Consider the following 23,105-nt stretch of genomic DNA (forward strand, 5'->3'; position numbering starts at 1 on the left):
CTCCGTGGTCAGGGTGTGGATGAGGAGCAGCAGCTCGGCGGTGTCGGCCGGGGCGCCGAGGACGATCACCTTGAGGGTCGAGCGCTCCTCGTTGTGCAGCGTCTCGATCCGCAGCGGCACACCGCCGCCGCGCGGGCCGGAGACCGCCGCGAGCAGGGTGTTCGACAGCCGCGCGGCCTCCCGGAGGCCGATGGCGTCGATCTGCACCACGACGGACGCCTCGGCGTGCAGCGGACCCGGGGGTGCCGGCGGCGGGGCCTCGGACCCGGGGGCGGCGTCGGGGCCGCCAGGGCCGTCGGAGCCGTCGGAACCGGGGCCGCCGGCGAAGGACTCGAAGTCGCGGCGGGCGATCCGGTACTGCTTGCCGATCCTGGTGGCCCGCAGCCGGCCGTCGCGGACGTAGCCGCGGACCGTCCGGACGTGCAGTCCGAGCAGTTCGGCAACCTGCTCGACCGAGAAGTACTCCGGGGGGTGCTCCGGCACCGGCCGCCTCCTTCGCCTTGTCGCTTCGTTACGCAAACTACCATGACACAGGGTGCGATAGGGAAGGATAGGGAAGGGCGTCCGGTGAGCGGTGCAGCCGACCGTCAGGACTTCGTCAACGCGGCGCTGCATTCGGTCAACGCTGCGTCAGGAAGGTTCTCCGTCCGACCACCACGGTCCTAGCGTCGGAGGTGCAGTTCCGGCAGGCCCCTCTCCACCACTCGGGAGCACCCGCATGGCCCGCGTCGTCGTCTGGCACGTCCCGGTCACCGTCACCCGACGGACCACCTCCCTCCGCCTCTTCCGCCTGCGTGACGGGCGCCGCTGCGCCGTCGGCTTCAGCTCCGCGGGCGCGCTCGCCGAGCTGCTCGGCCCGGAGCAGGCCGCCGTCGAACTCGGCGAACCGGCCCTGCGGGCGCTCACCGCGCCGCTCGGTGTCGACGAGCTCGTCCTGGACCCGCGACTGGTCGCCGCACCGGTCGTCACCCCGGCCGTCGCACCGACTCCTGGCGATCCGTCCGCCGACGGCGCCACCCGCCCGACGCCCGGGCGCCCCACCACCCGGTCCGGTGCGCAGCTGCAGCGCCGGTGAGCGCACTCCATCTGGTCCCCGAGGCGCCCCGGCCCGAGCCGGCCCGGCCGCTCCAGGCCCTCGCCCGGGTGAGCTTCGGCCCCGTCCCGCTCGACTTCGACCGGCTGGTCGCCGAACTCCCGGCGGTGCAGAGCGGGTTGGCGCTGGCCGGCGGTGCCGACCTGGAACTCCGGCTCGCCTGCACGGGACCCGAGGAGCTGCGCGCCGTCTCGGCCGCGCTGCTCCGGGCCGGTGCGGCCCATGTCCACGTCGATCTGGTGCTCCGCGCCCTCGTCCCGGCCCGGCCGACCCTGCGGCCGGTGCCCTGAGGGCGTGTCTTCGGACCCGCCCCAGGACCCCCGGGGGCCCGGGTCGGTGCACCCGGGCCCCCGGGCCACGGCGCTCCCGGGGGCCGGTCAGCCGATGCCCTGGCGGTCCGGGCGCAGGGCGAAGGCCCGGACCTCGGGGTCGCCCTGCTCCTGGGTCACCGCGCGGACCAACAGGACCTGCTGCTCCAGGAGTTCGGGCCGGCGCCGGTCCGGGGCGATGCGCAGCAGGTCGTCCAGCGCGGCGGTCAGGCGGCGGGTCACCTGGGGGTGGCCCGCGCCGCAGAGGCGGATCTCGGTGAAGGCGAGGTCGACGATGCTCGACCAGCCCGGCACCGGTTCGACCAGCCGGACCGCACCGTGCCGGTCGCGGTGGCAGAGGTCGCCGAAGCTCTCGTTGAGGAGCATCGCGAGCAGTTGGTGGATCCGGTCGACGGCCTGCACGGCGGTGGTCGGGTCGTTGACGGCGGGCGAGAGCGCGCGGATCGCGATGTCCACGAGCTGGCGGAAGCCGAAGCTCAGGTCCTGGTGCATGGTGCGGTCGACGCCGACGTTGAGCGCCTGGGCGATCCGCCGCGAGCGCGGCGGGCGCTCGCCGGCCACCCGGACGATCGGGGTCCCGGGGGCGATGAAGTCGCCGATCCTCGGCACCAGGTGCAGCACCGCGTCGTGCTTGCGGGCGATCCGCAGCAGCCGCCCGATGTTCACGTCCCGCAGCACGCCGGAGCGCCCCTCGTGGAGCAGGGTGTACGCGTCGGCGGGCGCGGGCGGCGGCGCGGGTCCGGCCGGCATCAGCCGGTACTGGAGCAGGACGGTCATCGACTCGTTGGCCACCCGGTCGATCACGTGCGGGACGCGCAGCAGCCGCATGGTGGACTGCACGTAGAGCACGAACAGGCCGAGGCTGAGCACGACCAGGAGCACGGCCACCACGCTGGAGAAGACCGGCACCGAGGTGAGCTTGGCCGGGTCAGTGGAGTCGTCGTAGCGGTATTTCTATGCACTCCAGCCGATTTCTATAAATCGGGATGCCCTCCATATTGCACGACTACGGACCGAGGCTCAATTCGCGCTCAAATAGCGGAACTACCCGCGAGTCACGTAACGGGCACATGAACACATGGCCTCCTACCTGCGGGAATATCCCGCGAAGTAGGTAAACATTCAGTAATGAAATCTGTGCAGAGGTCTATGAATACGCCTACTGTGTGGCAACTCTCCGCGCTCCGCACCGCCGGAGCCCCCACAGCACAGAGAGATTGCGAATGGCCTCCCTCAACCAGCTCTCCCCGCCCGGATCGAGCACCGGCACCACCGGCACCACCACCCACCGGTCGCTCCGGCGCGAGGTCGGCCTGATCGGCCTCATGTGGGCCTCGGTCGGATCGATCATCGGCTCGGGTTGGCTCTACGGAGCCAAGAACGCCGTGGTCGTCGCCGGCCCGGCGGCGATCGTCGCCTGGGGCATCGGCGCGGTCGCGATCGTCCTGCTGGCCTTCGTGCACGCCGAGCTCGGCGGCATGTTCCCGGTCGCCGGCGGCACGGCGCGCTACCCGCACTACGCCTTCGGCGGCCTGGCGGGCATGTCGTTCGGCTGGTTCTCCTGGCTCCAGGCCGCCACCGTCGCCCCGATCGAGGTCGAGGCGATGATCGGCTACGCGGGGCACTGGGAGTTCGCGAAGAGCCTCCTCAACGACAACGGCACCCTCACCGCCAGCGGCTTCGTGGTCGCCGTCCTGCTGATGGGCCTGTTCGTCGCGGTCAACTTCCTCGGCGTCCGGGTGCTCGCCCGCACCAACAGCGCCACCACCTGGCTGAAGATCTTCGTCCCGCTGTTCGCGATCTTCGTGCTCGCCGTGACCAACTTCCACGGCTCCAACTTCAGTTCCCACGGCTTCGCCCCGTTCGGCGTCAAGGGCGTGCTCACCGCGGTCAGCGCCAGCGGCATCATCTTCGCCCTGCTGGGCTTCGAGCAGGCGATCCAGCTGGCCGGCGAGAGCAAGAACCCCAAGCGCGACATCCCGCGCGCGGTGCTCGGCTCGGTCGCCATCGGCACCGTGATCTACGTCCTGCTGCAGGTCGTCTTCATCGCCGCGCTGCCCGCCGCCTCCTTCGCCAACGGCTGGGACAAGCTGGACTTCCCCGGCATCGACGGCCCGTTCGCCGGCCTCGCCACCGTGGTCGGCCTGGGCTGGCTGGCCTGGGTGCTGTACTTCGACGCCATCGTCTCCCCCGGCGGCACCGGCCTCATCTACACCACCTCGACCTCGCGCATCGCGTACGGCCTGAGCAAGAACGGCTACGCGCCGCAGCTCTTCGAGCGCGTCGACAAGCGCGGCACCCCGTGGTTCGGCCTGGTCATGTCGTTCGTCACCGGTGTCATCTGCTTCCTGCCCTTCCCGAGCTGGCAGGAGCTGGTCGGCTTCATCGTCTCCGCCAGCGTGCTGATGTACGCCGGCGCCCCGCTGGCCTTCGGCGCGCTGCGCCGCCGGCTGCCGCACCGCGAGCGCTCGTACCGCCTGCCCGGCGGCGCGGTCATCGCCCCGGCCTCCTTCGTGGTCTCCAGCCTGATCATCTACTGGTCCGGCTGGCACACCCTCTCCCGCCTGGGCATCGCCATCGTGGTCGGCTACGTCCTGCTCGGCAGCTACGCCGCCTACGCCACCCGCAAGGGCCTGCCGAACGCCCCCCGTCTGGACCTGCGGGCCGCCCAGTGGCTGCCGGTCTACCTGCTCGGCCTCGGCCTGGTCTCCTGGCAGGGCGGCTTCGGCGAAGGCACCGGCCGGATCCCGATGTGGTGGGACATGGCCGCGGTCGCCGTGTTCTCGCTGGCGATCTACTACTGGGCGATCCGGGTCGCCCTGCCCGCCGAGGTCATCGAGCAGAACATCGAGGACGTCGAGGTGGTCGACGCGGGCGGCCACTGACCCCCGCCGCTCCGCAGCACGGGCCCGCCGGTACGCACCGGCGGGCCCGTTCCGCTGTCCCGGCCCGACTACAGCGAGAGCACCTCGCGCAGGGCCCGCTCGACCACCCCGTCCGGGTCCTCGGCGGGGCCCTCGGAGCGCCAGGCCACGAAGCCGTCCGGGCGGACGAGCAGGGCGCCGTCGGGGCCGATGCCGTGCAGGGCGGCGAAGTCCTCGCCCGGCTCGGGTGCCAGGTCGTCCTCGCCGTCCGCGCCGATCCGGAACGCCTCCAGCGGCACGGCCAGCCGGTCCGCCGCCCGGCGGGCGCCCTCCTGCCAGGCGGTTCCCGCCGAACCGGTCAGCAGCACCATGGTCTGCTCGTACAGGTCGAGGGTGGAGAGCCGGACCCCGGCCCGCCGCACCCACTGGTGCGGCGCCCGGCTGCCCGGTTCGCCCGCCGACTCGAAGGCCTCCGGGACCACCGGGCCCCGCGGGTCGGTGCCGGTCACCGCGCCCTGCGGGTAGCGGTATCCGAGCGCCACCGCCAGCACCCCGGCCTGCCGGCCGACACCCGGCACCACCGCGTAGCCCGGGTGGCTGTGCTCGGCGGAACGGGCCGAGGCCCGCTCACTGGTCACCCGCGCCACCGGGCGGCGCTCCTGCCCGTAGGTGTCCAGCAGGCCGGGACCGGCCCAGCCGCAGAGCACCGCGGCGAGCTTCCAGGCCAGGTTGTGCGCGTCCTGGATGCCGGTGTTCGAGCCGAACGCCCCGGTCGGGGACATCTCGTGCGCCGAGTCCCCGGCCAGGAACACCCGCCCGGAGGAGTAGCTCTCGGCCACCCGCTCGGCCGCGTGCCACGGCGCCCTGCCGGTCACCTCCACGTCGAGCTCCGGCATCCCGACGGCGGCCCGGATGTGCCGGGCGCAGCGCTCGTCGGTGAACGCCTCCAGCGGCTCGCCGTGCTCCGGGTGCCACGGCGCGTGGAACACCCACTCCTCCCGGTTGTCGACCGGCAGGAGGGCGCCGTCCGCCTCGGGGTTCGTCAGGTAGCAGGCGATGAAGTGGCGGTCGCCGACCACCTCGGCCAGCCGCTTCGCCCGGAAGGTGATGCTGACGTTGTGGAACAGCTCGCCCTTGCCGGTCTGGCCGATGCCCAGCTCGGTGCGGGCCGGGCTGCGCGGGCCGTCCGCCGCGACCAGGTACTGCGCCCGGACGGTCCGCTCCTCCCCGGTCTCCCGGCTGCGCAGCAGCGCCGTCACCCCCTCGGCGTCCTGCTCGAAGGAGAGCAGCTCGGTGCCGAAGCGGATGTCCGCGCCCAGGTCCCGGGCGGCGTGGCGCAGCACCGGCTCCAGGTCGTTCTGGCTGCACAGGCACCAGGAGCTGGGGCTGAAGCGGGCCAGCCGCCCGCCCGGGTCGATCTCGCGGAACAGCCACTCCTGCTCCTCGCCGGTCAGCGAGGGGGCCTGCAGGATGCCGTGGTTCGGGGCCAGCACGGACGCCGCCTCGCGGATCGCCGCCTCGATGCCGGCCACCCGGTACAGCTCCATCGTCCGGACGTTGTTGCCTCGGCCACGCGGGTGACGCGAGGTGTCGGCGTGCTTCTCGACCAGCAGGTGCCTGACACCCAGTCGGCCCAGGAAGAGTGCGGCCGACAGCCCGACCAACGAGCCGCCGACGATCAGGACCGGTACCCGGTCGTCCACCTTCGGATTCATCAATTGCTCCAGCCTGTACGGGAGTTCGGGGCCGAATGCGGGGCTCGGCGCGACCCTCGGAGGGGCCCGCGGACACGGCGGCCCGGTCCTACCGTCCCCCGCGGCGGGGCCGTTCTGGCGCTTCATCGCTCGGATGGCCCGCATGGCTCGCGCCACCCGGGAGCACCGCGCACGATCGACCTCAGACCTGGTGGCCGACGCCACCTCAGCACCCCTCCCCGCCGGAGACCGCCCAGCGCTCCGGCACCGGAGCCGCCGCACGCGGCCCCCGACGCGTGCGGCCCGAAGCAGAAAGTGGACCATGACGACTCTGTCCGAACCGCCCGCGCGGCAGCACTCCGCCTCCGACACCCGGCTGCGAGTAGTGCTGATGCTGGAGATCCAGGACGGCGCCCAGCAGCGCTTCATGGACGTCTACGAGCAGCTCCGCCACCAGGTCGCCACCGTGCCCGGCCACGTCAGCGACCAGCTCTGCCAGTCCATCAACGACCCCCGGCAGTGGCTCATCACCAGTGAGTGGGAGGACCAGGAGACCTTCCTGGAGTGGGTGGACAGCCCGGCCCACCGCGAGATGGTCAAGCCGATGCACGGCTGCGTCAGCGACACCTTCCGCTCGATGCGCTACACGATCCTCCGCGAGACCTCGGCCGCCGGCGCCACCGGCACCCGGGCCCCGGACGAGGTGCCGGCCGGTCTGCCGCGCACCGCCCCGTCCGGGCAGGTCGGCCCGCCCAAGGCCGACCCCGGCCCTGACGGCGTGGTCCGGCACGCGCTCACCTTCACCGTGAAGCCCGGCAGCGAGCCCGAGGTGGCCCGGATCCTGTCCGGCTACGCCTCCCCCCGGGCCGAGGTCGACGCGACCACCCGGCTGCGCCGCACCTCGCTGTTCATGCACGGCAACCGCGTCGTCCGCGCGGTCGAGGTGATCGGCAGCCTCGGCGACGCGCTGCGGCACGTCGCCATGCAGCCCGAGGTGCGGGCCGTCGAGGAGGCGATCAACCCGCACCTGGAGGAGGCCCGCCAGCTGGGCGACCCGCAGGCGGCGCGCGCCTTCTTCGCCCGGGCCGCGCTGCCCGCCGCGAACCAGGCCGTGGCCGGCACCCCCGCCGCCGGACGGCCGCACCGGCACGCCGTGCTGTACCCGGTGAAGCCCGGCAACGGCCAGGCGGTCACCGACCTCCTCGCCGAGTACGACGAGCTCGCCACCGTCGACCCGACCGGCCCGGTCGCGACCAGCACCGTGTTCCACCGGGACGACGTCGTGGTCCGGCTGGTGGACCTGCGGGTGCCGCCGGAGGCGGACCCGGCGGCGGCGCTCGGCATCGCCGGCGAGCGCGAGGCCGCCGTCCTGGGCCGACTTCTCGAACTCGGCCCCGAGGCCGACCTGCGGACCGACGCCGGACTGCGCGCCTTCCTCGCCGCGCGCGCCATGAACCCGGTCACCGACCGCACCTCGCAGGACGCCTGACGCTACGTCAGCTCACGCAGCACTCGGCAGAACACGGCAGAACAGGCAGCCCACCCGGTAGCACACCCGGCAAGAAGGAAGAAACCATGTCCACGCAGTACCCACGGATCGTGAACGTCTCCGAGGCCCCGGAGAACCGCCGGCGCGGCGGCGACCTGCGCGCCATGCTCACCCCGGCCACCTGCGGCGCCACCAGCGGGTTCATGGGGCTGGCCATCGTGCAGCCCGGCGAGCGGATCGGCGAGCACTACCACCCGTACTCCGAGGAGTTCGTCTTCGTCGTCACCGGCGACCTGGAGGTGGACCTGGACGGCGAGACCCGGATCCTCAAGCCCGAACAGGGGCTGATGATCCCGATCGACATGCGCCACCGGTTCCGCAACGTCGGCGACACCGTGGCCAAGATGGTCTTCCACCTCGGCCCGCTGGCACCGCGCCCCGAACTCGGCCACGTGGACACCGAGGAGACCGGGGCGGCGGTCAACGCCGGGCCGCCGGAACACGCCAAGGTGGCTTCATGAGTCGGCGACGGGTCGCCGTCACCGGAATCGGCGTGGTCGCGCCCGGTGGGGTCGGGGTCCCGGCGTTCTGGGACCTCCTCACCTCCGGGCGGACGGCGACCCGCGGCATCACCCTCTTCGACCCCGCCGGGTTCCGCTCCCGGATCGCCGCCGAGTGCGACTTCGACCCGGCGGCCCACGGGCTCGGCCCGGACGACGTCCAACGGGCCGACCGCTACGTCCAGTTCGCGATGGTGGCGGCGGACGAGGCGATCAGCGACGCCGGACTCGACCTGGCCGCCGAGGACCCGTGGCGGATCGGCGTCTCGCTCGGCACCGCCGTCGGCGGCACCACGCGGCTGGAGCACGACTACGCCCTGGTCAGCGCCGGCGGCGCCCGCTGGGACGTCGACCACCGGCTGGCCGAACCGCAGCTGCACCGGGCCTTCGCGCCCAGCACGCTCGCCTCGGCGGTCGCCGAGCGGACCGGCGCCCACGGACCGGTGCAGACGGTCTCCACCGGCTGCACCTCCGGCCTGGACGCCATCGGCTACGCCTTCCAGACGGTCGAGGACGGCCGGGCCGACATCTGCATCACCGGGGCCTCGGACTCGCCGATCTCGCCGATCACCGTCGCCTGCTTCGACGCCATCAAGGCCACCAGCGAACGCAACGACGACCCGGCACACGCCTCCCGGCCGTTCGACGCCCACCGGGACGGCTTCGTGCTCGGCGAGGGCGGCGCCGTCCTCGTGCTGGAAGAACTGGAGCACGCCCGGCGGCGCGGCGCCCGGATCTACGGCGAGATCGGGGGCTTCGCCACCTTCGGCAACGCCTACCACATGACCGGCCTCACCCAGGAGGGGCTGGAGATGTCCCGGGCGATCGACCAGGCGCTCGCCCACGCCCGGGTCGACCGCACCGACGTCGACTACGTCAACGCGCACGGCTCGGGCACCAAGCAGAACGACCGGCACGAGACGGCGGCCGTGAAGCGCTCGCTCGGCGAGCACGCCTACCGGACGCCGATGAGCTCGATCAAGTCGATGGTCGGGCACTCGCTCGGCGCGATCGGCGCGATCGAGGTGGTCGCCTGCACCCTCGCGCTGGACCGCGGTGTGGTGCCGCCGACCGCCAACTACGAGACACCCGACCCGGAGTGCGACCTGGACTACGTGCCGCGCACCGCCCGGGAGACCCCGCTGCGCCACATCCTCTCGGTCGGCAGCGGCTTCGGCGGATTCCAGTCCGCCGTCGTGCTCACGAGAACGGGGTGAGATCCATGACGTCACGTCAACAGGAACGCCGGGCGGTGATCACCGGCCTGGGTGTGGTGGCACCGAACGGCGTCGGAGCCGATGCCTTCTGGAAGGCCACCCGGCAGGGCGTGAGCGTCCTCGACCGGATATCCCGTGAGGGCTGTGCGGACCTCCCGCTGCGCATCGCGGGCCAGGTGCGGGACTTCGACCCGCAGGCCGTCATCGACAGCCGCTACCTGGTGCAGACCGACCGGTTCACGCACTACGCGATGGCCGCCGCCGACCAGGCGGTGGCGGACGCCGGATTCGTCGCCGATCCCGAACACCCCTACGCGGTCGGCGTGGTGACCGCGGCCGGCTCCGGCGGCGGCGAGTTCGGCCAGGGCGAGCTCCAGCAACTGTGGGGCAAGGGACCACAGTTCGTCGGCCCCTACCAGTCCATCGCCTGGTTCTACGCGGCCAGTACCGGCCAGGTGTCGATCCGCGGCGGCTACAAGGGCCCGTGCGGGGTGGTGGCCAGCGACGAGGCCGGCGGACTGGACGCGATCGCCCACGCCGCCCGGTCCGTCGCGCACGGCACCGACGCGGTGGTGGTCGGCGCCGCCGAGGCCCCGCTCGCGCCGTACTCGATGGTCTGCCAGCTCGGCTACCCCGAACTGAGCCTGGTCGACCGGCCCGACCGGGCCTACCTGCCGTTCTCCCCCGACGCTGCCGGCTTCGCCCCCGCCGAGGGCGGCGCGATGCTGCTGCTGGAGGACGAGGCCACCGCCCGCCGCCGCGGGGCCGCGGTCCGGGCGTACGTCGCCGGGCACGGCGCCACCTTCACCGGCGCCTCCCGCTGGGCGGAGTCCCGCGAGGGCCTGGCGGCCGCGATCCGGATCGCCCTCGACCGGGCCCGGATCTCGCCGGAGGAGGTGGACGTGGTCTTCGCCGACGCCCTCGGCATCCCGGCCGCGGACCGCGCCGAGGCGCTCGCGCTGGCGGACGCGCTCGGCCCGTACGCCGAGCGGGTCCCGGTCACCGCCCCCAAGTCCGGTACCGGGCGGGCCTACTGCGGCGCACCGCCGCTGGACACGGTCGCCGCCGTGCTCGCCATGGAGGACGGCGTACTGCCGCCCACCCCGAATGTCACCGAGGTCGCCCACGACCTGGCCCTGGTGACCGGCCGCGCCCGCCCGGCCGAACTGCGCACCGCCCTGGTGCTCAGCCGCGGGCTGATGGGCTCCAACTCGGCGCTGGTGCTGCGGCGCGGCGAACCGGACTGACCCCGCCGCCGGTCCGCCCGCCCACGGCCCGCCCCGCACCGCCCCACGCTCCACCGCTCAACCACTCGCTCGCTACGAAGGGACACCCCCGTGAGCAACACCCTCAACTATCCCGAACTCGCGGAACTCATCCGGGCCCGGGCCGGCGTCGAGATCGACCCGGTCGAACTGGAGCGTCCCGGCGCCGATTTCGACGAGTTCGGCGTGGACTCCCTCGGCCTGCTCGGCGTGGTCGGCGAGCTGGAGAACCGGCACGGAGTCAAGGTCACCAACGGCGCGGAGTCGGCCAAGACCCCGGCCGAGTTCCTGGCCCTGGTGAACTCCGCCGTGACCGCGAAGGCGGGTGCCTGAGATGCCCGGACACACGGACAACGAGATCGTCATCGCGGCCCCGCTCGACCTGGTCTGGGAGATCACCAACGACCTGGAGAACTGGCCGCAGCTGTTCAGCGAGTACGCCTCCGTCGAGGTGCTGGAGCGCGACGGCGACCGGGTCACCTTCCGGCTGACCATGCACCCGGACGACGACGGCAAGATCTGGAGCTGGGTCTCCGAGCGCACCACCGACCGCCCCTCGCTCGCGGTGCGGGCCCGGCGGGTCGAACCCGGCCCGTTCGAGTACATGGACATCCACTGGGAGTACTCGGAGGTGCCCTCCGGCACCCGGATGCGCTGGGTGCAGGACTTCGCGATGAAGCCCACCGCGCCCGTCGACGACGACGGCATGGTCAACCACATCAACCGCAACTCCCGGATCCAGCTGCAGCTGATCCGCGAGAAGGTCGAGAAGAAGGCCGCGGAGCTCTGAGCCATGACCTCCCCCGCGACCGAGAACCCGACCGCACGGATCCACCGCGCCCTGATCGTCGCCCGGATGAAGCCCGACGCCGCCACCGGCATCGCCGAGGTCTTCGCCGACTCCGACAACCGGGGTGAACTCCCCCACCTGATCGGCGTCACCGGGCGCAGCCTGTTCCAGTTCGGCGACGTGTACCTGCACCTCATCGAGGCGGACCGGCCACCCGGACCGGCCGTCGCCCAGGTGGTCGGCCACCCCGAGTTCCGCGCCGTCAGCGACGCGCTGACCACGTACGTCCAGGCGTACGACCCGGCCACCTGGCGGGGGCCGAAGGACGCGATGGCGCGCGAGTTCTACCGCTGGGAGCGCCGCGGCTGAGCGCGGACCGGTGACACGACGAGCGGACACCCCGCGGGCCTCGGCCCCGGGGTGTCCGCTCGTTCCCGGCGGTCTGCGCCGCCGGAGCGTCAGTGCGCTCCGGCGGGCAACGCCGTCATCGCGGCGAGCACGGCACGCCAGTCCTCGCCGGGCTCCGGGGCCAGCGGCCCGGCGAGCGCGTCGGCCCGGTAGAACCAGGGGCGCAGCAGCTCCGCCTCGGCCTCCGGACCGTGCCCGACCGTGCTCGACGAGCTGAGCAGCCGGACCAGTTCGGCGGCGAACTCGGCCCAGGAGACATGGCCGGTGACGGCGTTGACGATCCGGCCGGGCGCGTGGCCGAGGCTCGCCGTCACCGCCCGGGCCAGGGCGGCGGAGTGCACCCAGCTGGCCCCGGCCCACCCGGCCGCGGGCTCCGGCAGCAGGATCGGGCGGCCGGCCAGCGCGGCCTGGTAGAGCTCCCCGGTGGCACCCCAGCGGAGCTGGTCGCGCAGCCGCCGGTGCGGGCCCCAGACGATCGGCGAGCGGACCACCGCGACCGGGCCGAGCGCCGACGGGGCGGCGTCCAGCAGGATCCGCTCGCAGTCGAGCTTGGCCTGCCCGTACGGGGTGAGCGGTCCGGCCGAGGGGCCGCCCTCGGGGACCTCCCCGGGCTCCGGCCGGCCGTAGGCGTCGATGCTGCTGACGAAGACGAACCCGCCGGTGCCGCGCCAGCCCTCGACCAGGGTCCGCATGGCGGCGAGGTCGACGGCGTGCTCGGTGAAGGTGCAGGCGGCGTGGATCACGGTCTCCGCGCCCTCGACGGCCCGGCGCAGGCTGTCCCGGTCGGCGAGGTCCCCCTCGGCGACCTCCACCCCGGCCCCGGCCACCAGGTGGGCCGACTCGGGGCGGACCAGGGCGCGCACGGGGCGGCCCTGGGCGAGGAGCTCCTGGAGCAGGGCGGCGCCGACGCCGCCGCTGGCGCCGGTGAGCAGCACCGTCCCGGCCCGGGTGGCGGGGACGGCCCTGGTGCCGGAGGCGGTGCGGCGGGCGGCGGTGCCGCGTTCGGCGGCGCGTTCGGCCAGCAGGGCGGCCAGGGCGCGGGGGGTCCGCCGCTCCAGCACGTCCAGGCCGGTCAGCGGCAGGCCGAGGCGCGCGCGGAGCCGCTCCGCCAGTTGCACGGCCACCAGGGAATGGCCGCCCAGGCCGAAGAAGTCGCCCTCGGCCGGCGGCCGGGTGCCGAGCAGCTCGGCGAAGACCTCGCGCACGGTGTCCAGGTGGGCGGTGGGCGCGCCGGGGAGCCGGCCGGGGTCGAGCGCGCCGTCGGCCCGGCGCGGGATGCGGTCCAGCAGGGTGACGGCGAGCGGGAGCGCGCCGGGCTCCGCGAGCCGGCGGCGCAGCGCCGCCCGCAGCTCCGCGCCGCTGGGGGCGACCGGGCCGCTGACGGTCGCGTAGGCGAGGGCGGGGCCGTGCTCGCTGAGGTGCAGGGCGGCGTCGGTGACCCGGGGGTCGGCGAGCAGGGCGGCGACGGCGGGGTGGTGCCCGCCGGGGAGCTGCTCACCGAGTCGCTCGCCGGGGAGGCGCTCGTCGGCGGGCCGCTCGCCGAGTCGCTCACCGGGGAGGCCGGACAGCGGGCGGTCGGCGTCGGTGGCGACGGCCGTCAGCAGGTCGGCGAAGACGGTGTGCAGCCTGCCTGCGGTGGCCGCGTCCAGGGCGGCCGGGTCGTGCTGGAGCAGGCAGCGCGGCCTCGGGCCGTCCTCGACCAGCAGGGTCAGGCCGAACTTGGCGAGCCCGAGGTCGACCTCCACCGCCTCGGCGGTGAGGCCCGGCAGCGTCAGCGGCTCGGCCGGGTGGACCAGGTCACAGCTGACGGCGAGCAGCGGGGTGCCGTCGGCGCCCCGGGCGGCGGCGCCGAGGCGTTCGACGACCAGGTCGAAGGGCACCTCGTGGTGTTCCTGGGCGTCCAGCAGGGCGGCGCGGACGACGGCCAGCAGCTCGGTGAAGACCGGGTCGCCGTCGGGCTCGGGCAGCCGGGCGCGGACCGGCAGGGTGTTGACCTGGAGGCCGATCAGCCGCCGCAGTTCGGGCCGGGCGCGGTGGCCGCCGGCGCAGCCGAGCACCAGGTCGGAGCCGCCGGTGGCGGCGCGCAGGGCCGCGAAGGCGGCGGCCAGGACGACGGTGAACGCGGTCGCGCCGTGCCGGGCGCCGAGCCGGCGCAGTCCGTCCATGGTGTCGGCGGTGAGCGGCGCGCTGTGCAGGACGGCGCGGCGCTCGGGGGTGCCGGGCGCGACGGGGCGCAGCAGCGGCAGCGGGCCTGCGCCGGTGAGTCGGGCGGCCCGGGCGGCGGCCGCCTCGGCGAGCCGGTCGTCGCGGGCGCGTTCCCAGCGGGCGTAGTCGGCGTACTGGAGCTCCGGCTCGGGCAGGTCGGCCGGGCGGCCCTCGGCGGCGGCCGCGTACAGGGCGCCGAGTTCCTCGGCCAGGACGGGCAGCGAGCCGCCGTCGACGGCGATGTGATGGATCGTCAGCAGCAGCGTGTGGTCGTCCGGGGCGTGCCGCAGGAGCAGCGCGCGCAGGGCGGGACCGGCGGCCAGGTCGAACGGGCGGGCCGCCTCGGCGTGCAGCAGGGCGGCGGCGCCCTCGGGAGTGGCGTCCCGGACCGGGAGCGGCACCGGGGCGGGCGGTGCCGGTTCCTGGTGCGGCCGGTCGTCCTGGTGGCCGTAGCGGGTGCGCAGGATGTGGTGGCGGGCGGTGAGACCGGTCAGGGCGGCGGCGAGGGCGTCCCGGTCCAGCGGGCCGCGCAGCCGGGTGGCGAGCGGGACGTGGTAGCGGGGGCCGCCCTGGCCGAGGCGGTCCATCAGCCACATCCGCTGCTGGGCGTGGGACAGCGGGGCCGGGCCGGGGGCGGTGCCGCGCGGGACCGGGCCGGCGGCCGGGGTGCCGGGCGCGGGCGTCCTGGTGCGGCCCCGGGCCCGGCGGAGCAGTTCGGCCTGGTCGATCGGGGCGGTCATCGGGTGGACTCCTGGGCGTGGGCGCCGGCGGTCACGAGGTCGGACTCGGCGGGCTCGGTGGAATCGGCGGGCTCGGCGGAATCGGCCGCGAGCAGGGCGCGTTCGATCAGGGCGGCCTGGCCGGCCACCGTGGGGCGGTTCAGGAAGTCGCCGAGCGGCAGCTCGACGCCCAGGTCCTCGCGGAGGTCGTCGACCACCCACATGGCGAGCAGCGAATGGCCGCCCAGGGCGAAGAACTCCGCCTCGGGGGTGGTCACTTCGACCTCCAGGGCGCGCGACCAGGCGGCCGCGACGACCTGCTCGATCGGCCCGAGGAGGGCGGGACCGGCCGCGGGTCCGGCGGCGGGCCCGGCGTCCGCGGCGACGGGCTCGGCGGCGGCCTCGGCCGGCTCCTCCTCGGCGGCCAGCGCCCGGCGGTCGACCTTGCCGCTGCCGGTGAGCGGGAGGGTGTCCAGCACCGTCCAGGCGGTCGGCACCAGATGGGCCGGGAGGCGCTCGGCGAGCCGCCGGCGCAGCGACTCGGGCACCGGGCGGACACCCTCGGCGGCGACCACGAAGGCCGTGAGCGCGGCGTCCTCGCGCCCCGCGCGGCGCACCACCACAGCTGCCTCGGCGACCTCGGGCAGGCCGCAGAGCGCGTGCTCGACCTCGCCGGGCTCGATCCGGTAGCCGCGCACCTTCACCTGGTCGTCCAGGCGGCCGTGGAAGTCCAGGGCGCCGTCCGGCCGCCGGGAGACCAGGTCGCCGGTGCCGTACGCCCGGCCCAGGCCGGGGAGTTCGACGAACCGCTCGGCCGTCAGCTCGGGTCGGCCGAGGTAGCCGAGCGCCAGCCGTCCGGTCAGCCAGAGTTCGCCGCGGGTGCCGTCCGGGACGGGCCTGCGGTCCTGGTCGAGGACGGCGGCGCCGGTGCCGCCGAACGGGCGGCCGATCGGCACCGGGCCCGCGCAGTCGGCGGGCCGGACGCGGTGCAGGGTGGCGAAGGTGGTGGCCTCGGTCGGGCCGTAGCCGTTGACCAGTTCGAGCCACGGGTAGGTCCGCAGCACGGCGCCGGCGTGCTCGGCCGCGAGCGCCTCGCCGCCGACGACAACGTGCCGCAGCACGCCGAAGATCCGTGAGCCGTGTGCGGCGAGCTGGTGGAACAGGGCGGTGGCGAGCACGGCGTGGGTGACGCCGAACCGCTCGACGTCGCGGGCGAGTTCCTCCGCGCTGGGGCGTTCGGCGGTCGGCACGGCGAGCGCGGCGCCGTTGGCCAGCGGGCCCCAGAGTTCCAGGGTGGAGAGGTCGAAGCCGGCGGAGGTGCGGACCAGCATCCGGTCGCCGGGCCGCAGCACGACCCCGTCGGCGGCGGTGACCAGCTCGGCGACGGCGTGGTGCGGCACCAGCACGCCCTTGGGGCGCCCGGTGGAGCCGGAGGTGAAGTACACGATGGCGGTGGCGGCCGGGTCGGGGTCGACCGGACCGGGCCCGTGCTCGTCGTCACCGGTCCCGGCGGGGCCGGTCTCGGTGAGCACCAGCGAGCGGTCCTCGGTCAGGTCGAGTTCGGCGAGCAGCGCCTTGTCGCCGAGGGTGAGCCGGACGGCGGCGTCGTCGAGCATCGTGGTGAGGCGCGCGGCCGGGTACGCCGGGTCGAGCGGCAGCACATGGCCGCCGGCCCACCAGACGGCGAGGTGGGCGACGGCGATCCGGCTGCCGCGGGCGCAGAGCACGCCGACGGCGCTGCCGGGGGTGACCCCGCGGGCGGTCAGCTCGGCGGCCAACCTCCGTGCGTTGGCGACGAGTTCGCGGTAGGTCAGGGCGGTGGTGCCGTCGGTGACGGCGAGCGCCTCGGGGCGCTCGGCGGCCTGCCGGGCGACCAGCGCCGGGACGGTGGCGGGACCGGCGGTCGGAGCAGCGGCGGCGGGACCGGCGGTGGAGCGGGAGGGAGTCATCGGAGGTCAGCCTTCCGGGCGCCCCGGCGGTGGGCCGGGGCGCCGTGCGACGGTGGGCGGGAGGGAGGGGGCGGCCGGTCAGCCCGCGGCGGCGTCCGGACGGCGCTCGTCGACCAGCCGGGCCACCGCGCGCAGATCGGGCTGGCGCAGCAGCACCGGGGCCCGCAGCCGGACCGCGAACTCCTCCTCCAGGGCGGCGAGCAGCCGCGCGGCGGTGACCGAAGTCCCGCCCGCGTTCAGGAAGTTGTCCGAGGGGTCGAGGTCGGTCCGGCCGAGCAGGCCGGCGCAGATCCGGAGCACCGTCCGCTCGGTCGGCGTGGCGGCCCCGTCGGCCCCGGAGCCGGCGGAGCGCTCGGCGCCCTGCTGGGCCTCGGCCTCCTCCGCCTTGAGCAGCGCGGCCCGGTCGATCTTGCCGTTGGCGTCCAGCGGGAAGCCGTCGACCAGCCGCAGGACGCTCGGCACCGCCTGCTCGGGCAGCCAGGACCGCACCGCGGCCAGCAGTTCGGCGCCGTCCACCGGGGCGCCCTCGGTCACGGGCTGGGCGAAGGCGAGCAGTTGGGCGCCGCCCACCGGGGCCGGGCGGGCCACCACGGCGGCGCGCCGCACCCGGGGGTCGCGCTCCAGGGCGGCCTCGACCTCGGCCGGTTCGATCCGCACGCCGCTGACCTTGACCTGGTCGTCCAGCCGGCCGAGGAACTCCAGCACCCCGTCCGCGCGCATCAGCACCCGGTCGCCGGTGCGGTAGACCCGGTCGGTGCCGTCCAGGTCGTCGGGCGCGGAGACGAAGCGCTCGGCGGTCAGCTCCGCGTCGAGGTAGCCGATGGCCAGGCCCTGGCCGCCGATCCGCAGTTCGCCGGCCTCGCCGCGCGGCAGCGGGCGGCCGTTCTCGTCGGCGACCAGGACGATCGCGCCGGGGACGGGCCGGCCGATCGGCGGCGCCCCGGTGCCGTGCTCGGCGCCCGGAGCCATGCTGTGCACGGTGGTGGTGACGGTCGCCTCGGCCGGGCCGTAGGCGTTGTGGACGGTCGCGGTGACGTCCGGGCCGGGGGTGCGGCGCAGCCGGTCGCCGCCGACGGTGAGGTGGCGCAGCGGCAGGTCGGCGGGCCAGGGCCGGTCGAGGACCGGCTCGGCGAGCGGGGTGGGCAGCACGCCGACGGTGATGCCGGCGGTGCGCCACCAGTCGGTGAGCGCGGCCGGGTCCCAGCGGACGGCCTCGGGGGCGACGCAGAGCGCCGCGCCGGAGGTGAGGCCGGCCCACAGCTCCATCAGGTGCGGGTCGAAGGCGACGCCGATGATCAGGCTGTGCCGGTCGCCCGGGCCGAGGCCGGTCAGTTCGCGGTACCAGGTGAGCAGGGCGCCGAGCGCGGTCTGGCCGACGGCGACGGCCTTCGGCAGGCCGGTGGAGCCGGAGGTGAGCACGGTGTACTGGGTGCCCTTGGGGGCGCGGACGGCGCCCGCGCCGTCGCTCTCCTCGGCGAAGGCGGCCACGATCCCGGTCGCGCCGGGGGCGGTGACCGGGTGGTGCCGGCCGTCCCGGTGGGCGGGCGGCAGCAGTGCCGGCTCCCCGATCAGGCAGGCGGGGCGCAGCTGTTCGGCGACGGCCCGGAGCCGGCGCTCGCCGGGGCGCGGGCCGAGCGGCAGGTGGACGGCGCCGAGCCGGGCGACGGCCAGGGTGGCGGCGACCAGGGCGGCGGAGTGGTCGAGGCAGAGGCCGACCAGGTCGCCGGGGCGGACCCGCCCGGCCAGCTGCCCGGCGATCCCGTCGGCGAGACGGTCGAGTTCGGCGTAGCTCAGGGTGAGCCCGCCGTCGATCAGGGCGGGCGCGTGCGGGGTGCGGCGGGCCCAGCTGGTGAAGAGGTCGAGCACGGCGCCGTCGCGGTGCGGGCGGCCGTAGGCGACGGAGAGGCCGGGCAGGAGGCCGGGCAGGGGCCGGTCCTGGATGGTGGTCATGACGGGGTCCTCCGGACGTCGATGGATGGTCGGTACGGGTCAGCCCAGGCCCATGGCCCGGGCCACGATCACCTTCTGGACCTCGGAGGTCCCTTCGATGATGGTGGTCATCCGGACGTAGCGGTAGAGGTACTCCAGCGGGTGGCCGCGCACCCAGCCCGTGGCGCCGTGCACCTGGAGCGCGCGGTCGACGGCCCGGACGGCGGTCTCGGAGGAGGTCAGCTTGGCGAGCGCGGCGTTCTCGGGCGCCTCGGTGCCCTCGTCGACGAGCCGGGCGCAGGCGAGGGTGAGCAGCTTGGCGGCCTCGACCTCGGCGCGGGTGCGGACCAGGTGGTCCTGGATGTGCTGGTAGTCGCCGATCGGCTGCCCGAAGGCCTGCCGCTCGCGGGCGTACTCGACACCGAGCCGCAGCGCGTACTCGGCGATGCCGTCGCACATCGCGGCGACCACCAGCCGGCCCCGGGAGAGGCTGTCCATGGCGAGCCCGGTGGCGGCGCCGATGCCGTCCTCGCCGCCGATCACCGCGGCCGCCGGGGCGTGCAGCCGGTCGAGCACCAGCTCGAACAGCGGCTCCCCGGACATGCCCTCGTAGCGCTGGCCGATGCGCAGCCCGGGGTGGTCCATCGGGAGGACGAAGGCGGTGGCGCCGGCGGTCGGGCCGGCGCCGTCGCCGAGGTCGGTGGCGGCGACCACGAGTGCGAGGTCGGCGCGGTCGGCGTTGCTGACGAAGGTCTTGCGGCCGTTCAGCAGCCAGCCGTCGCCGTCGCGGACGGCGGTGGTGGTGAGCCGGAACGCGTCGGAGCCGGCCTGGGGTTCGGTGAGCGCCAGGCAGCGGGTGCGCTCGCCGCGGACCAGCGGGACCAGGTGGCGCTCGATCTGCTCGGGGGTGCCGTGCCGCAGCAGCGGGCTGGGCCCGTCGGAGCCGGCCAGCGCGTAGGGGGCGAGCGGGCAGCCGCTGCGCCCGGCGGCGTGGTGGAGCAGGACGACGGCGGTGAACGGCATGCCGGAGCCGCCGAGTTCCTCCGGGTAGTCGCCGGCGTAGAAGCCGAGGGCGGCGGAGCGCTTGCGGACGTAGGTCCGCAGGTCGGCCGGCGGCTGTTCGGCGGACTCGGCCAACTCGGCGGCGAGCGGTTCGAGTTCGCGGCGGACGAAGCTCTCGAAGGCGGCCACGAGTTCGCGGTGCTCGGCCTCCAGGACGGCGGAGGGCGCGGAGAGGCCGGTGCCGGTGGCGGGGCGGGCGGCGGGGCCGGGGGCGGTGAGGGTCACTGCTGGGCTCCGGTGAGGGCGCGGGCCTGGTCGGCCAGGACGGGGTGCTGGAAGAGGGTGCGCAGCGGGGGCCGGTTGCCGAGGCGCGGCTCCAGCCAGGCAGCGAGCCGGGCGGCGAGCAGCGAGTGGCCGCCGACCTCGAAGAAGTGCGAGTCCGGGGCGAACCGGTCGTGGCCGAGCACCTCCCGCCAGGCTTCGGCGATCAGCAGCTGGGCGGGGTCGGTGAAGGCCGACGGGGCCGCCTCCGGCGGGGCTCCCACCGGTGCCTCGGCGGCCAGCCGGGCCAGGGCCGTCCGGTCCGGCTTGCCGCCGGGCAGCAGCGGCATGGCGTCGAGCGCGGTCCAGCTCGCCGGGACCAGACCGGCGGGCAGTCGGCGGGCCAGGGCCGCGTGCAGGGCGGCCTGGTCGGGCTGCGGGCCGCCGTCGAGGAAGCCGAGCAGGCGCGGTCCGGCGCTGTCGTCCTGGTGCAGCAGGACGGCGCAGGAGCGGCCGCCGAGTTCGGCGGAGGCGGCGGCCTCGATCTCCTCCAGCTCGATTCGGAAGCCGCGCAGCTTGACCTGGTTGTCCTGGCGGCCGAGGAAGCGCAGCTGTCCGTCGAGGTCGCGGTAGCCCCGGTCGCCGGTGCGGTAGACGCGCTCGCCGCCGAGGGCCGGGAGGGCCGGGAAGCGGGCCTCGGTGACCGCCGGCAGGCCGAGGTAGCCCTCGGCCAGGGCCACTCCCCCGACGGCGAGTTCGCCGACGGCGCCGGGCGGCAGCGGCTGGCCGCCGGTGTCCAGGACGTGCATCCGGACGCCGGGGAGTTCGGTGCCGAGCGGGATCTCGGCGGTGTCGTCGATCCCGTCGGCGTCGGCGGCGGCGATCCCGTCGGCGGCGTCGGCGGCGGCCGTGTCCTCGGTGGCGGCGGCGACCGGGGCCAGGTCGGCCGCAGTGAGCTCGTGCACGGTGGAGGTGACGGTGGCCTCGGTGACGCCGTAGGCGTTGAGGACGGTGACGGCGGTGCCCTCGGTCAGCCCGCGCAGGGCCCGGGCCGGCAGCCGCTCGCCGCCGAGGACGAGCAGGCGCGGCGCCCAGCGGCCGTCCGCCAGCGCCTCGCGGAGGTCCTCGCGGACGGCGAGCGCGTAACTGGTCGGCAGATTGGCGACGGTGACGCCGCGGGCGGCCAGGACGGCGACCAGCTCGGGCCCGGTCGGGACCTCGCGCTGCGGCAGTACCAGGGCGGCGCCGGCCACCAGCGAGGGCAGCACCTCCTCCAGGGCCACGTCGAAGGACGGCCGGGCGAACAGCAGCACCCGGTCGGCCGGGCCCAGGCCGTAGCGGGCGGTCACGGCGGTCAGGTACCGGGCCAGCGCGGTCCGGCCGACCAGGACCGGCTTTGGCACACCGGTGGAACCGGAGGTGTGGATCACATAGGCGGCGCCGTCGAGCACGGCGGCCGGGCGGGCCGCGGGGAAGGCCGGGCCGTCCAGCAGCGCCGGGGTGGTGTCGGCGGGCAGGGCGAGGGCGCTCTGCCGGGTGGCCAGCACCAGGGCCGGGGCGAGCCGCTCCAGCAGCAGGGCCAGCCTGGCCTGCGGGTCCTCGGCGGAGAGCGGCGCGTACACCGCGCCGAGGCGCAGGCAGGCGAGCAGGGCGACGACGCTGTCGACGCCGCGCGGCAGCACGGTGGCGACCGGCTGCCCGGGGGTCACCCCCGCGGCGCGCAGGCGCTCGACCAGCTCGCCGACCCGGCGGTCGAGGTCGCCGTAGCTCAGCCGCTCGGAACCGGCGAGCAGGGCGAGCTCGGTGGGGTCGTGGACGGCGGCCGGGTCGAGGCCGGCCGGCTCGGGCAGCACCTCGGCATCGGCATCGGCATAGGCGTCGGCATCCAGGTCGGCGCCGGCCGTGGCGGGCGCCGCCGCGAGGTCGGCGAGCAGGGCGTCCGGGCCGTCGAGATAGCCGCGCAGCAGGTCGAGCAGCCGCTCGGACAGCAGGGTGGCGATCTTCTCGCCGAACAGGTCGGCGTCGTAGTCCCAGACCAGGGTCATCCCGGCCGCGCCGTGCTTCTCGCCGACCACCCGGCGGTCGTCGGGCAGCAGGACGAGGTCGAGGTCGAAGCGGGTGGTGCCGGTGTTGAAGCCCTCGTAGAGCGAGACCTCCAGGCCGGGGGCCTGCACATCGGGCAGCGGCGCGTCGTGCGCGCTGAACATCACGCTGAACAGCGGGTTGTCGGCGCCGCTGGTGTGCCGGCCGAGTGCGCGCGTCAACTCCTGCACCGGCACGTCCTGGTGGGGCAGCGCGCGGAACAGCACATCGGTCACCTCGTCCACCGCCTCGGTGCCCGGCGCGGCCGGGTCCAGCCGCAGGCGCAGCGGCACGGTGTTGACGAACATCCCGACGGTGCCCTCGAAACCGGGCGGCCGGTTGCCGACGGCGGTGCCGACCATCAGTTCCTGGTGGCCGCTGTGCCGGCGCAGCAGTTCGGCGAAGAGGGTGAGCAGGGTGGAGAACGGGGTGTGGCCGTCGGTCTTGGCCCGCTCGCGCAGCCGCTCGGCGAGGTCGGCGCCGATCGACTGGCGCAGCTGGCCGCCGCGGTGGCGGCGGCGGGCGCCGGGACGGGCCAGGCCAGGCAGCGAGAGGTCGAGCGGGGCGTCCGCCAACTCCTGCTTCCAGAAGGCGAGTCCACTCTCACGACCGGCGTCCCGGACGGCTTCGGCGGCGTGCACGTGCTCCTCGTAGGAGGGTGCGGCGGGCAGGCTGACGGCATCGGCCTCGCCGAGGACATGGGCGCGGTAGACGGTGAAGAGGTCGCGGAGCAGGATCGCGAACGAGTGGCCGTCGTGGACGAGGTGGTGCTCGACGTGGATCAGCCGGTGGTGGTCGTCGCCGATCCGGACCAGGTGCCAGCGCAGCAGCGGGGCGTCGGTGGTGTCCAGCGGCTCCTCGGCCTCGGCGGCCAACAGGGTGCGGAACGCGGCCTCGGGGTCGGCCTCGGCGCTCAGGTCACTGGTGCGCAGCCGCGGCTCCGTCCGGGCGCCGACCCGCTGGAGCGGCAACCCCTCGGCGCGGGTGACCAGTTCGAGCCGCAGGCCGGGGTGGTGGGCGAGCACGGCGGTGAGGCCGGCCCGGAGCGCGTCGGTGTCGAGCGGCCCCCAGAGATCGAGGGCGGCGGTGAAGTTGTAGGCACGACTGCCGGGCTGCATCTGCTCGTGCAGCCAGACGATCTCCTGCGAGGAGGAGAGTGCGAACATGGGCAACTCCCAGGTTGTGTCGGGTGGTTGATTCGGTTCGACAGCTCGGGGCGGGCGGTGTGGGGCCTGCCCCGGGCCGGGAC

18 protein-coding genes are annotated in these 23,105 nt (G+C 75.2%); 10 read left to right on the forward strand and 8 right to left on the reverse strand.

Annotated elements, in window-relative coordinates:
- On the reverse strand, nucleotides 1-483 hold a 483-nt coding region (locus ADK60_RS08750), incomplete at its 3' end, for a helix-turn-helix domain-containing protein (protein ID WP_053644643.1).
- A 235-nt stretch (nucleotides 484-718) separates the two neighbouring features.
- On the opposite strand from ADK60_RS08750, the gene ADK60_RS08755 reads away from it, so the two are divergent.
- Nucleotides 719-1,075, forward strand: coding sequence for an SAV_915 family protein (locus ADK60_RS08755; RefSeq protein ID WP_063783095.1), 357 nt, complete (start codon nucleotides 719-721; stop codon nucleotides 1,073-1,075).
- Nucleotides 1,072-1,383, forward strand: coding sequence for a hypothetical protein (locus ADK60_RS08760; protein WP_030396286.1), 312 nt, complete (start codon nucleotides 1,072-1,074; stop codon nucleotides 1,381-1,383). Before ADK60_RS08755 ends, ADK60_RS08760 begins: the two co-directional genes overlap by 4 nt.
- Before the next feature lie 87 nt (nucleotides 1,384-1,470).
- Here the strand turns inward: ADK60_RS08760 and ADK60_RS08765 are convergent, their stop codons facing one another.
- On the reverse strand, nucleotides 1,471-2,331 hold the full coding sequence (locus tag ADK60_RS08765) for a DUF2254 domain-containing protein (RefSeq protein WP_053644645.1): 861 nt from the start codon (nucleotides 2,329-2,331) through the stop codon (nucleotides 1,471-1,473).
- 416 nt (nucleotides 2,332-2,747) lie between these two features.
- Between ADK60_RS08765 and ADK60_RS08770 the strand changes: the two genes are divergently transcribed.
- Nucleotides 2,748-4,307 (forward strand): APC family permease, encoded by a 1,560-nt coding sequence (locus tag ADK60_RS08770; RefSeq protein WP_502687408.1) that lies wholly within the window; start codon nucleotides 2,748-2,750, stop codon nucleotides 4,305-4,307.
- A 68-nt stretch (nucleotides 4,308-4,375) separates the two neighbouring features.
- Here ADK60_RS08770 and ADK60_RS08775 read toward each other — a convergent pair whose 3' ends face one another.
- Complete coding sequence (locus tag ADK60_RS08775; protein ID WP_045943854.1) at nucleotides 4,376-6,001, reverse strand: FAD-dependent oxidoreductase; 1,626 nt, start codon at nucleotides 5,999-6,001, stop codon at nucleotides 4,376-4,378.
- A gap of 301 nt (nucleotides 6,002-6,302) precedes the next feature.
- On the opposite strand from ADK60_RS08775, the gene ADK60_RS08780 reads away from it, so the two are divergent.
- The 7 genes from ADK60_RS08780 (at nucleotide 6,303) to ADK60_RS08810 (ending at nucleotide 11,670) form a co-directional block, all read left to right on the forward strand.
- Entirely contained in the window at nucleotides 6,303-7,469 is a 1,167-nt protein-coding gene (locus ADK60_RS08780) for a SchA/CurD-like domain-containing protein (RefSeq protein WP_053644648.1), read from the forward strand.
- 86 nt (nucleotides 7,470-7,555) lie between these two features.
- Nucleotides 7,556-7,990, forward strand: coding sequence for a cupin domain-containing protein (locus ADK60_RS08785; RefSeq protein ID WP_045943852.1), 435 nt, complete (start codon nucleotides 7,556-7,558; stop codon nucleotides 7,988-7,990).
- On the forward strand, nucleotides 7,987-9,246 hold the full coding sequence (locus tag ADK60_RS08790; protein WP_045943851.1) for a beta-ketoacyl-[acyl-carrier-protein] synthase family protein: 1,260 nt from the start codon (nucleotides 7,987-7,989) through the stop codon (nucleotides 9,244-9,246). Before ADK60_RS08785 ends, ADK60_RS08790 begins: the two co-directional genes overlap by 4 nt.
- A 5-nt stretch (nucleotides 9,247-9,251) precedes the next feature.
- The gene (locus ADK60_RS08795; protein WP_045943850.1) at nucleotides 9,252-10,493 is read left to right on the forward strand and encodes a beta-ketoacyl synthase N-terminal-like domain-containing protein; all 1,242 of its coding nucleotides are present in this window, start codon (nucleotides 9,252-9,254) and stop codon (nucleotides 10,491-10,493) included.
- A 90-nt stretch (nucleotides 10,494-10,583) separates the two neighbouring features.
- Nucleotides 10,584-10,844, forward strand: a complete 261-nt coding sequence (locus ADK60_RS08800) for an acyl carrier protein (RefSeq protein WP_030396294.1) — start codon at nucleotides 10,584-10,586, stop codon at nucleotides 10,842-10,844.
- A 1-nt stretch (nucleotide 10,845) separates the two neighbouring features.
- The gene (locus ADK60_RS08805) at nucleotides 10,846-11,301 is read left to right on the forward strand and encodes an SRPBCC family protein (RefSeq protein ID WP_045944734.1); all 456 of its coding nucleotides are present in this window, start codon (nucleotides 10,846-10,848) and stop codon (nucleotides 11,299-11,301) included.
- Nucleotides 11,302-11,340: 39 nt separating this feature from the next.
- A complete protein-coding gene (locus tag ADK60_RS08810; RefSeq protein ID WP_045944736.1) occupies nucleotides 11,341-11,670 on the forward strand; it encodes a TcmI family type II polyketide cyclase in 330 nt (109 codons plus the stop codon).
- 89 nt (nucleotides 11,671-11,759) lie between these two features.
- Here ADK60_RS08810 and ADK60_RS08815 read toward each other — a convergent pair whose 3' ends face one another.
- From ADK60_RS08815 to ADK60_RS08835, 5 genes are all read right to left on the reverse strand, one after another.
- Nucleotides 11,760-14,654, reverse strand: coding sequence for a condensation domain-containing protein (locus tag ADK60_RS08815; RefSeq protein WP_053644650.1), 2,895 nt, complete (start codon nucleotides 14,652-14,654; stop codon nucleotides 11,760-11,762).
- Nucleotides 14,651-16,582, reverse strand: a complete 1,932-nt coding sequence (locus ADK60_RS08820) for a non-ribosomal peptide synthetase (RefSeq protein WP_063783096.1) — start codon at nucleotides 16,580-16,582, stop codon at nucleotides 14,651-14,653. Before ADK60_RS08820 ends, ADK60_RS08815 begins: the two co-directional genes overlap by 4 nt.
- A 78-nt stretch (nucleotides 16,583-16,660) precedes the next feature.
- A complete protein-coding gene (locus tag ADK60_RS08825; protein ID WP_053644653.1) occupies nucleotides 16,661-18,532 on the reverse strand; it encodes a non-ribosomal peptide synthetase in 1,872 nt (623 codons plus the stop codon).
- 39 nt (nucleotides 18,533-18,571) lie between these two features.
- On the reverse strand, nucleotides 18,572-19,798 hold the full coding sequence (locus tag ADK60_RS08830) for an acyl-CoA dehydrogenase family protein (RefSeq protein WP_053644655.1): 1,227 nt from the start codon (nucleotides 19,796-19,798) through the stop codon (nucleotides 18,572-18,574).
- Nucleotides 19,795-23,022, reverse strand: coding sequence for a non-ribosomal peptide synthetase (locus tag ADK60_RS08835; RefSeq protein ID WP_053644657.1), 3,228 nt, complete (start codon nucleotides 23,020-23,022; stop codon nucleotides 19,795-19,797). The genes ADK60_RS08830 and ADK60_RS08835 overlap by 4 nt, the downstream gene beginning before the upstream one ends.
- Nucleotides 23,023-23,105 lie beyond the last annotated feature (83 nt).

The organism is Streptomyces sp. XY431 (assembly GCF_001279805.1).
GTDB lineage: Bacteria > Actinomycetota > Actinomycetes > Streptomycetales > Streptomycetaceae > Kitasatospora > Kitasatospora purpeofusca.

Bases quoted from the DNA above. Each gene is read 5' to 3' on its own strand.
- ADK60_RS08805 (WP_045944734.1), top strand. From the start codon at position 10,846: ATGCCCGGACACACGGACAACGAGATCGTCATCGCGGCCCCGCTCGAC.
- ADK60_RS08775 (WP_045943854.1), bottom strand. From the start codon at position 6,001: ATGAATCCGAAGGTGGACGACCGGGTACCGGTCCTGATCGTCGGCGGC.
- ADK60_RS08780 (WP_053644648.1), top strand. From the start codon at position 6,303: ATGACGACTCTGTCCGAACCGCCCGCGCGGCAGCACTCCGCCTCCGAC.
- ADK60_RS08825 (WP_053644653.1), bottom strand. From the start codon at position 18,532: ATGACCACCATCCAGGACCGGCCCCTGCCCGGCCTCCTGCCCGGCCTC.
- ADK60_RS08770 (WP_502687408.1), top strand. From the start codon at position 2,748: ATGTGGGCCTCGGTCGGATCGATCATCGGCTCGGGTTGGCTCTACGGA.
- ADK60_RS08820 (WP_063783096.1), bottom strand. From the start codon at position 16,582: ATGACTCCCTCCCGCTCCACCGCCGGTCCCGCCGCCGCTGCTCCGACC.
- ADK60_RS08835 (WP_053644657.1), bottom strand. From the start codon at position 23,022: ATGTTCGCACTCTCCTCCTCGCAGGAGATCGTCTGGCTGCACGAGCAG.
- ADK60_RS08790 (WP_045943851.1), top strand. From the start codon at position 7,987: ATGAGTCGGCGACGGGTCGCCGTCACCGGAATCGGCGTGGTCGCGCCC.
- ADK60_RS08755 (WP_063783095.1), top strand. From the start codon at position 719: ATGGCCCGCGTCGTCGTCTGGCACGTCCCGGTCACCGTCACCCGACGG.
- ADK60_RS08795 (WP_045943850.1), top strand. From the start codon at position 9,252: ATGACGTCACGTCAACAGGAACGCCGGGCGGTGATCACCGGCCTGGGT.
- ADK60_RS08815 (WP_053644650.1), bottom strand. From the start codon at position 14,654: ATGACCGCCCCGATCGACCAGGCCGAACTGCTCCGCCGGGCCCGGGGC.
- ADK60_RS08785 (WP_045943852.1), top strand. From the start codon at position 7,556: ATGTCCACGCAGTACCCACGGATCGTGAACGTCTCCGAGGCCCCGGAG.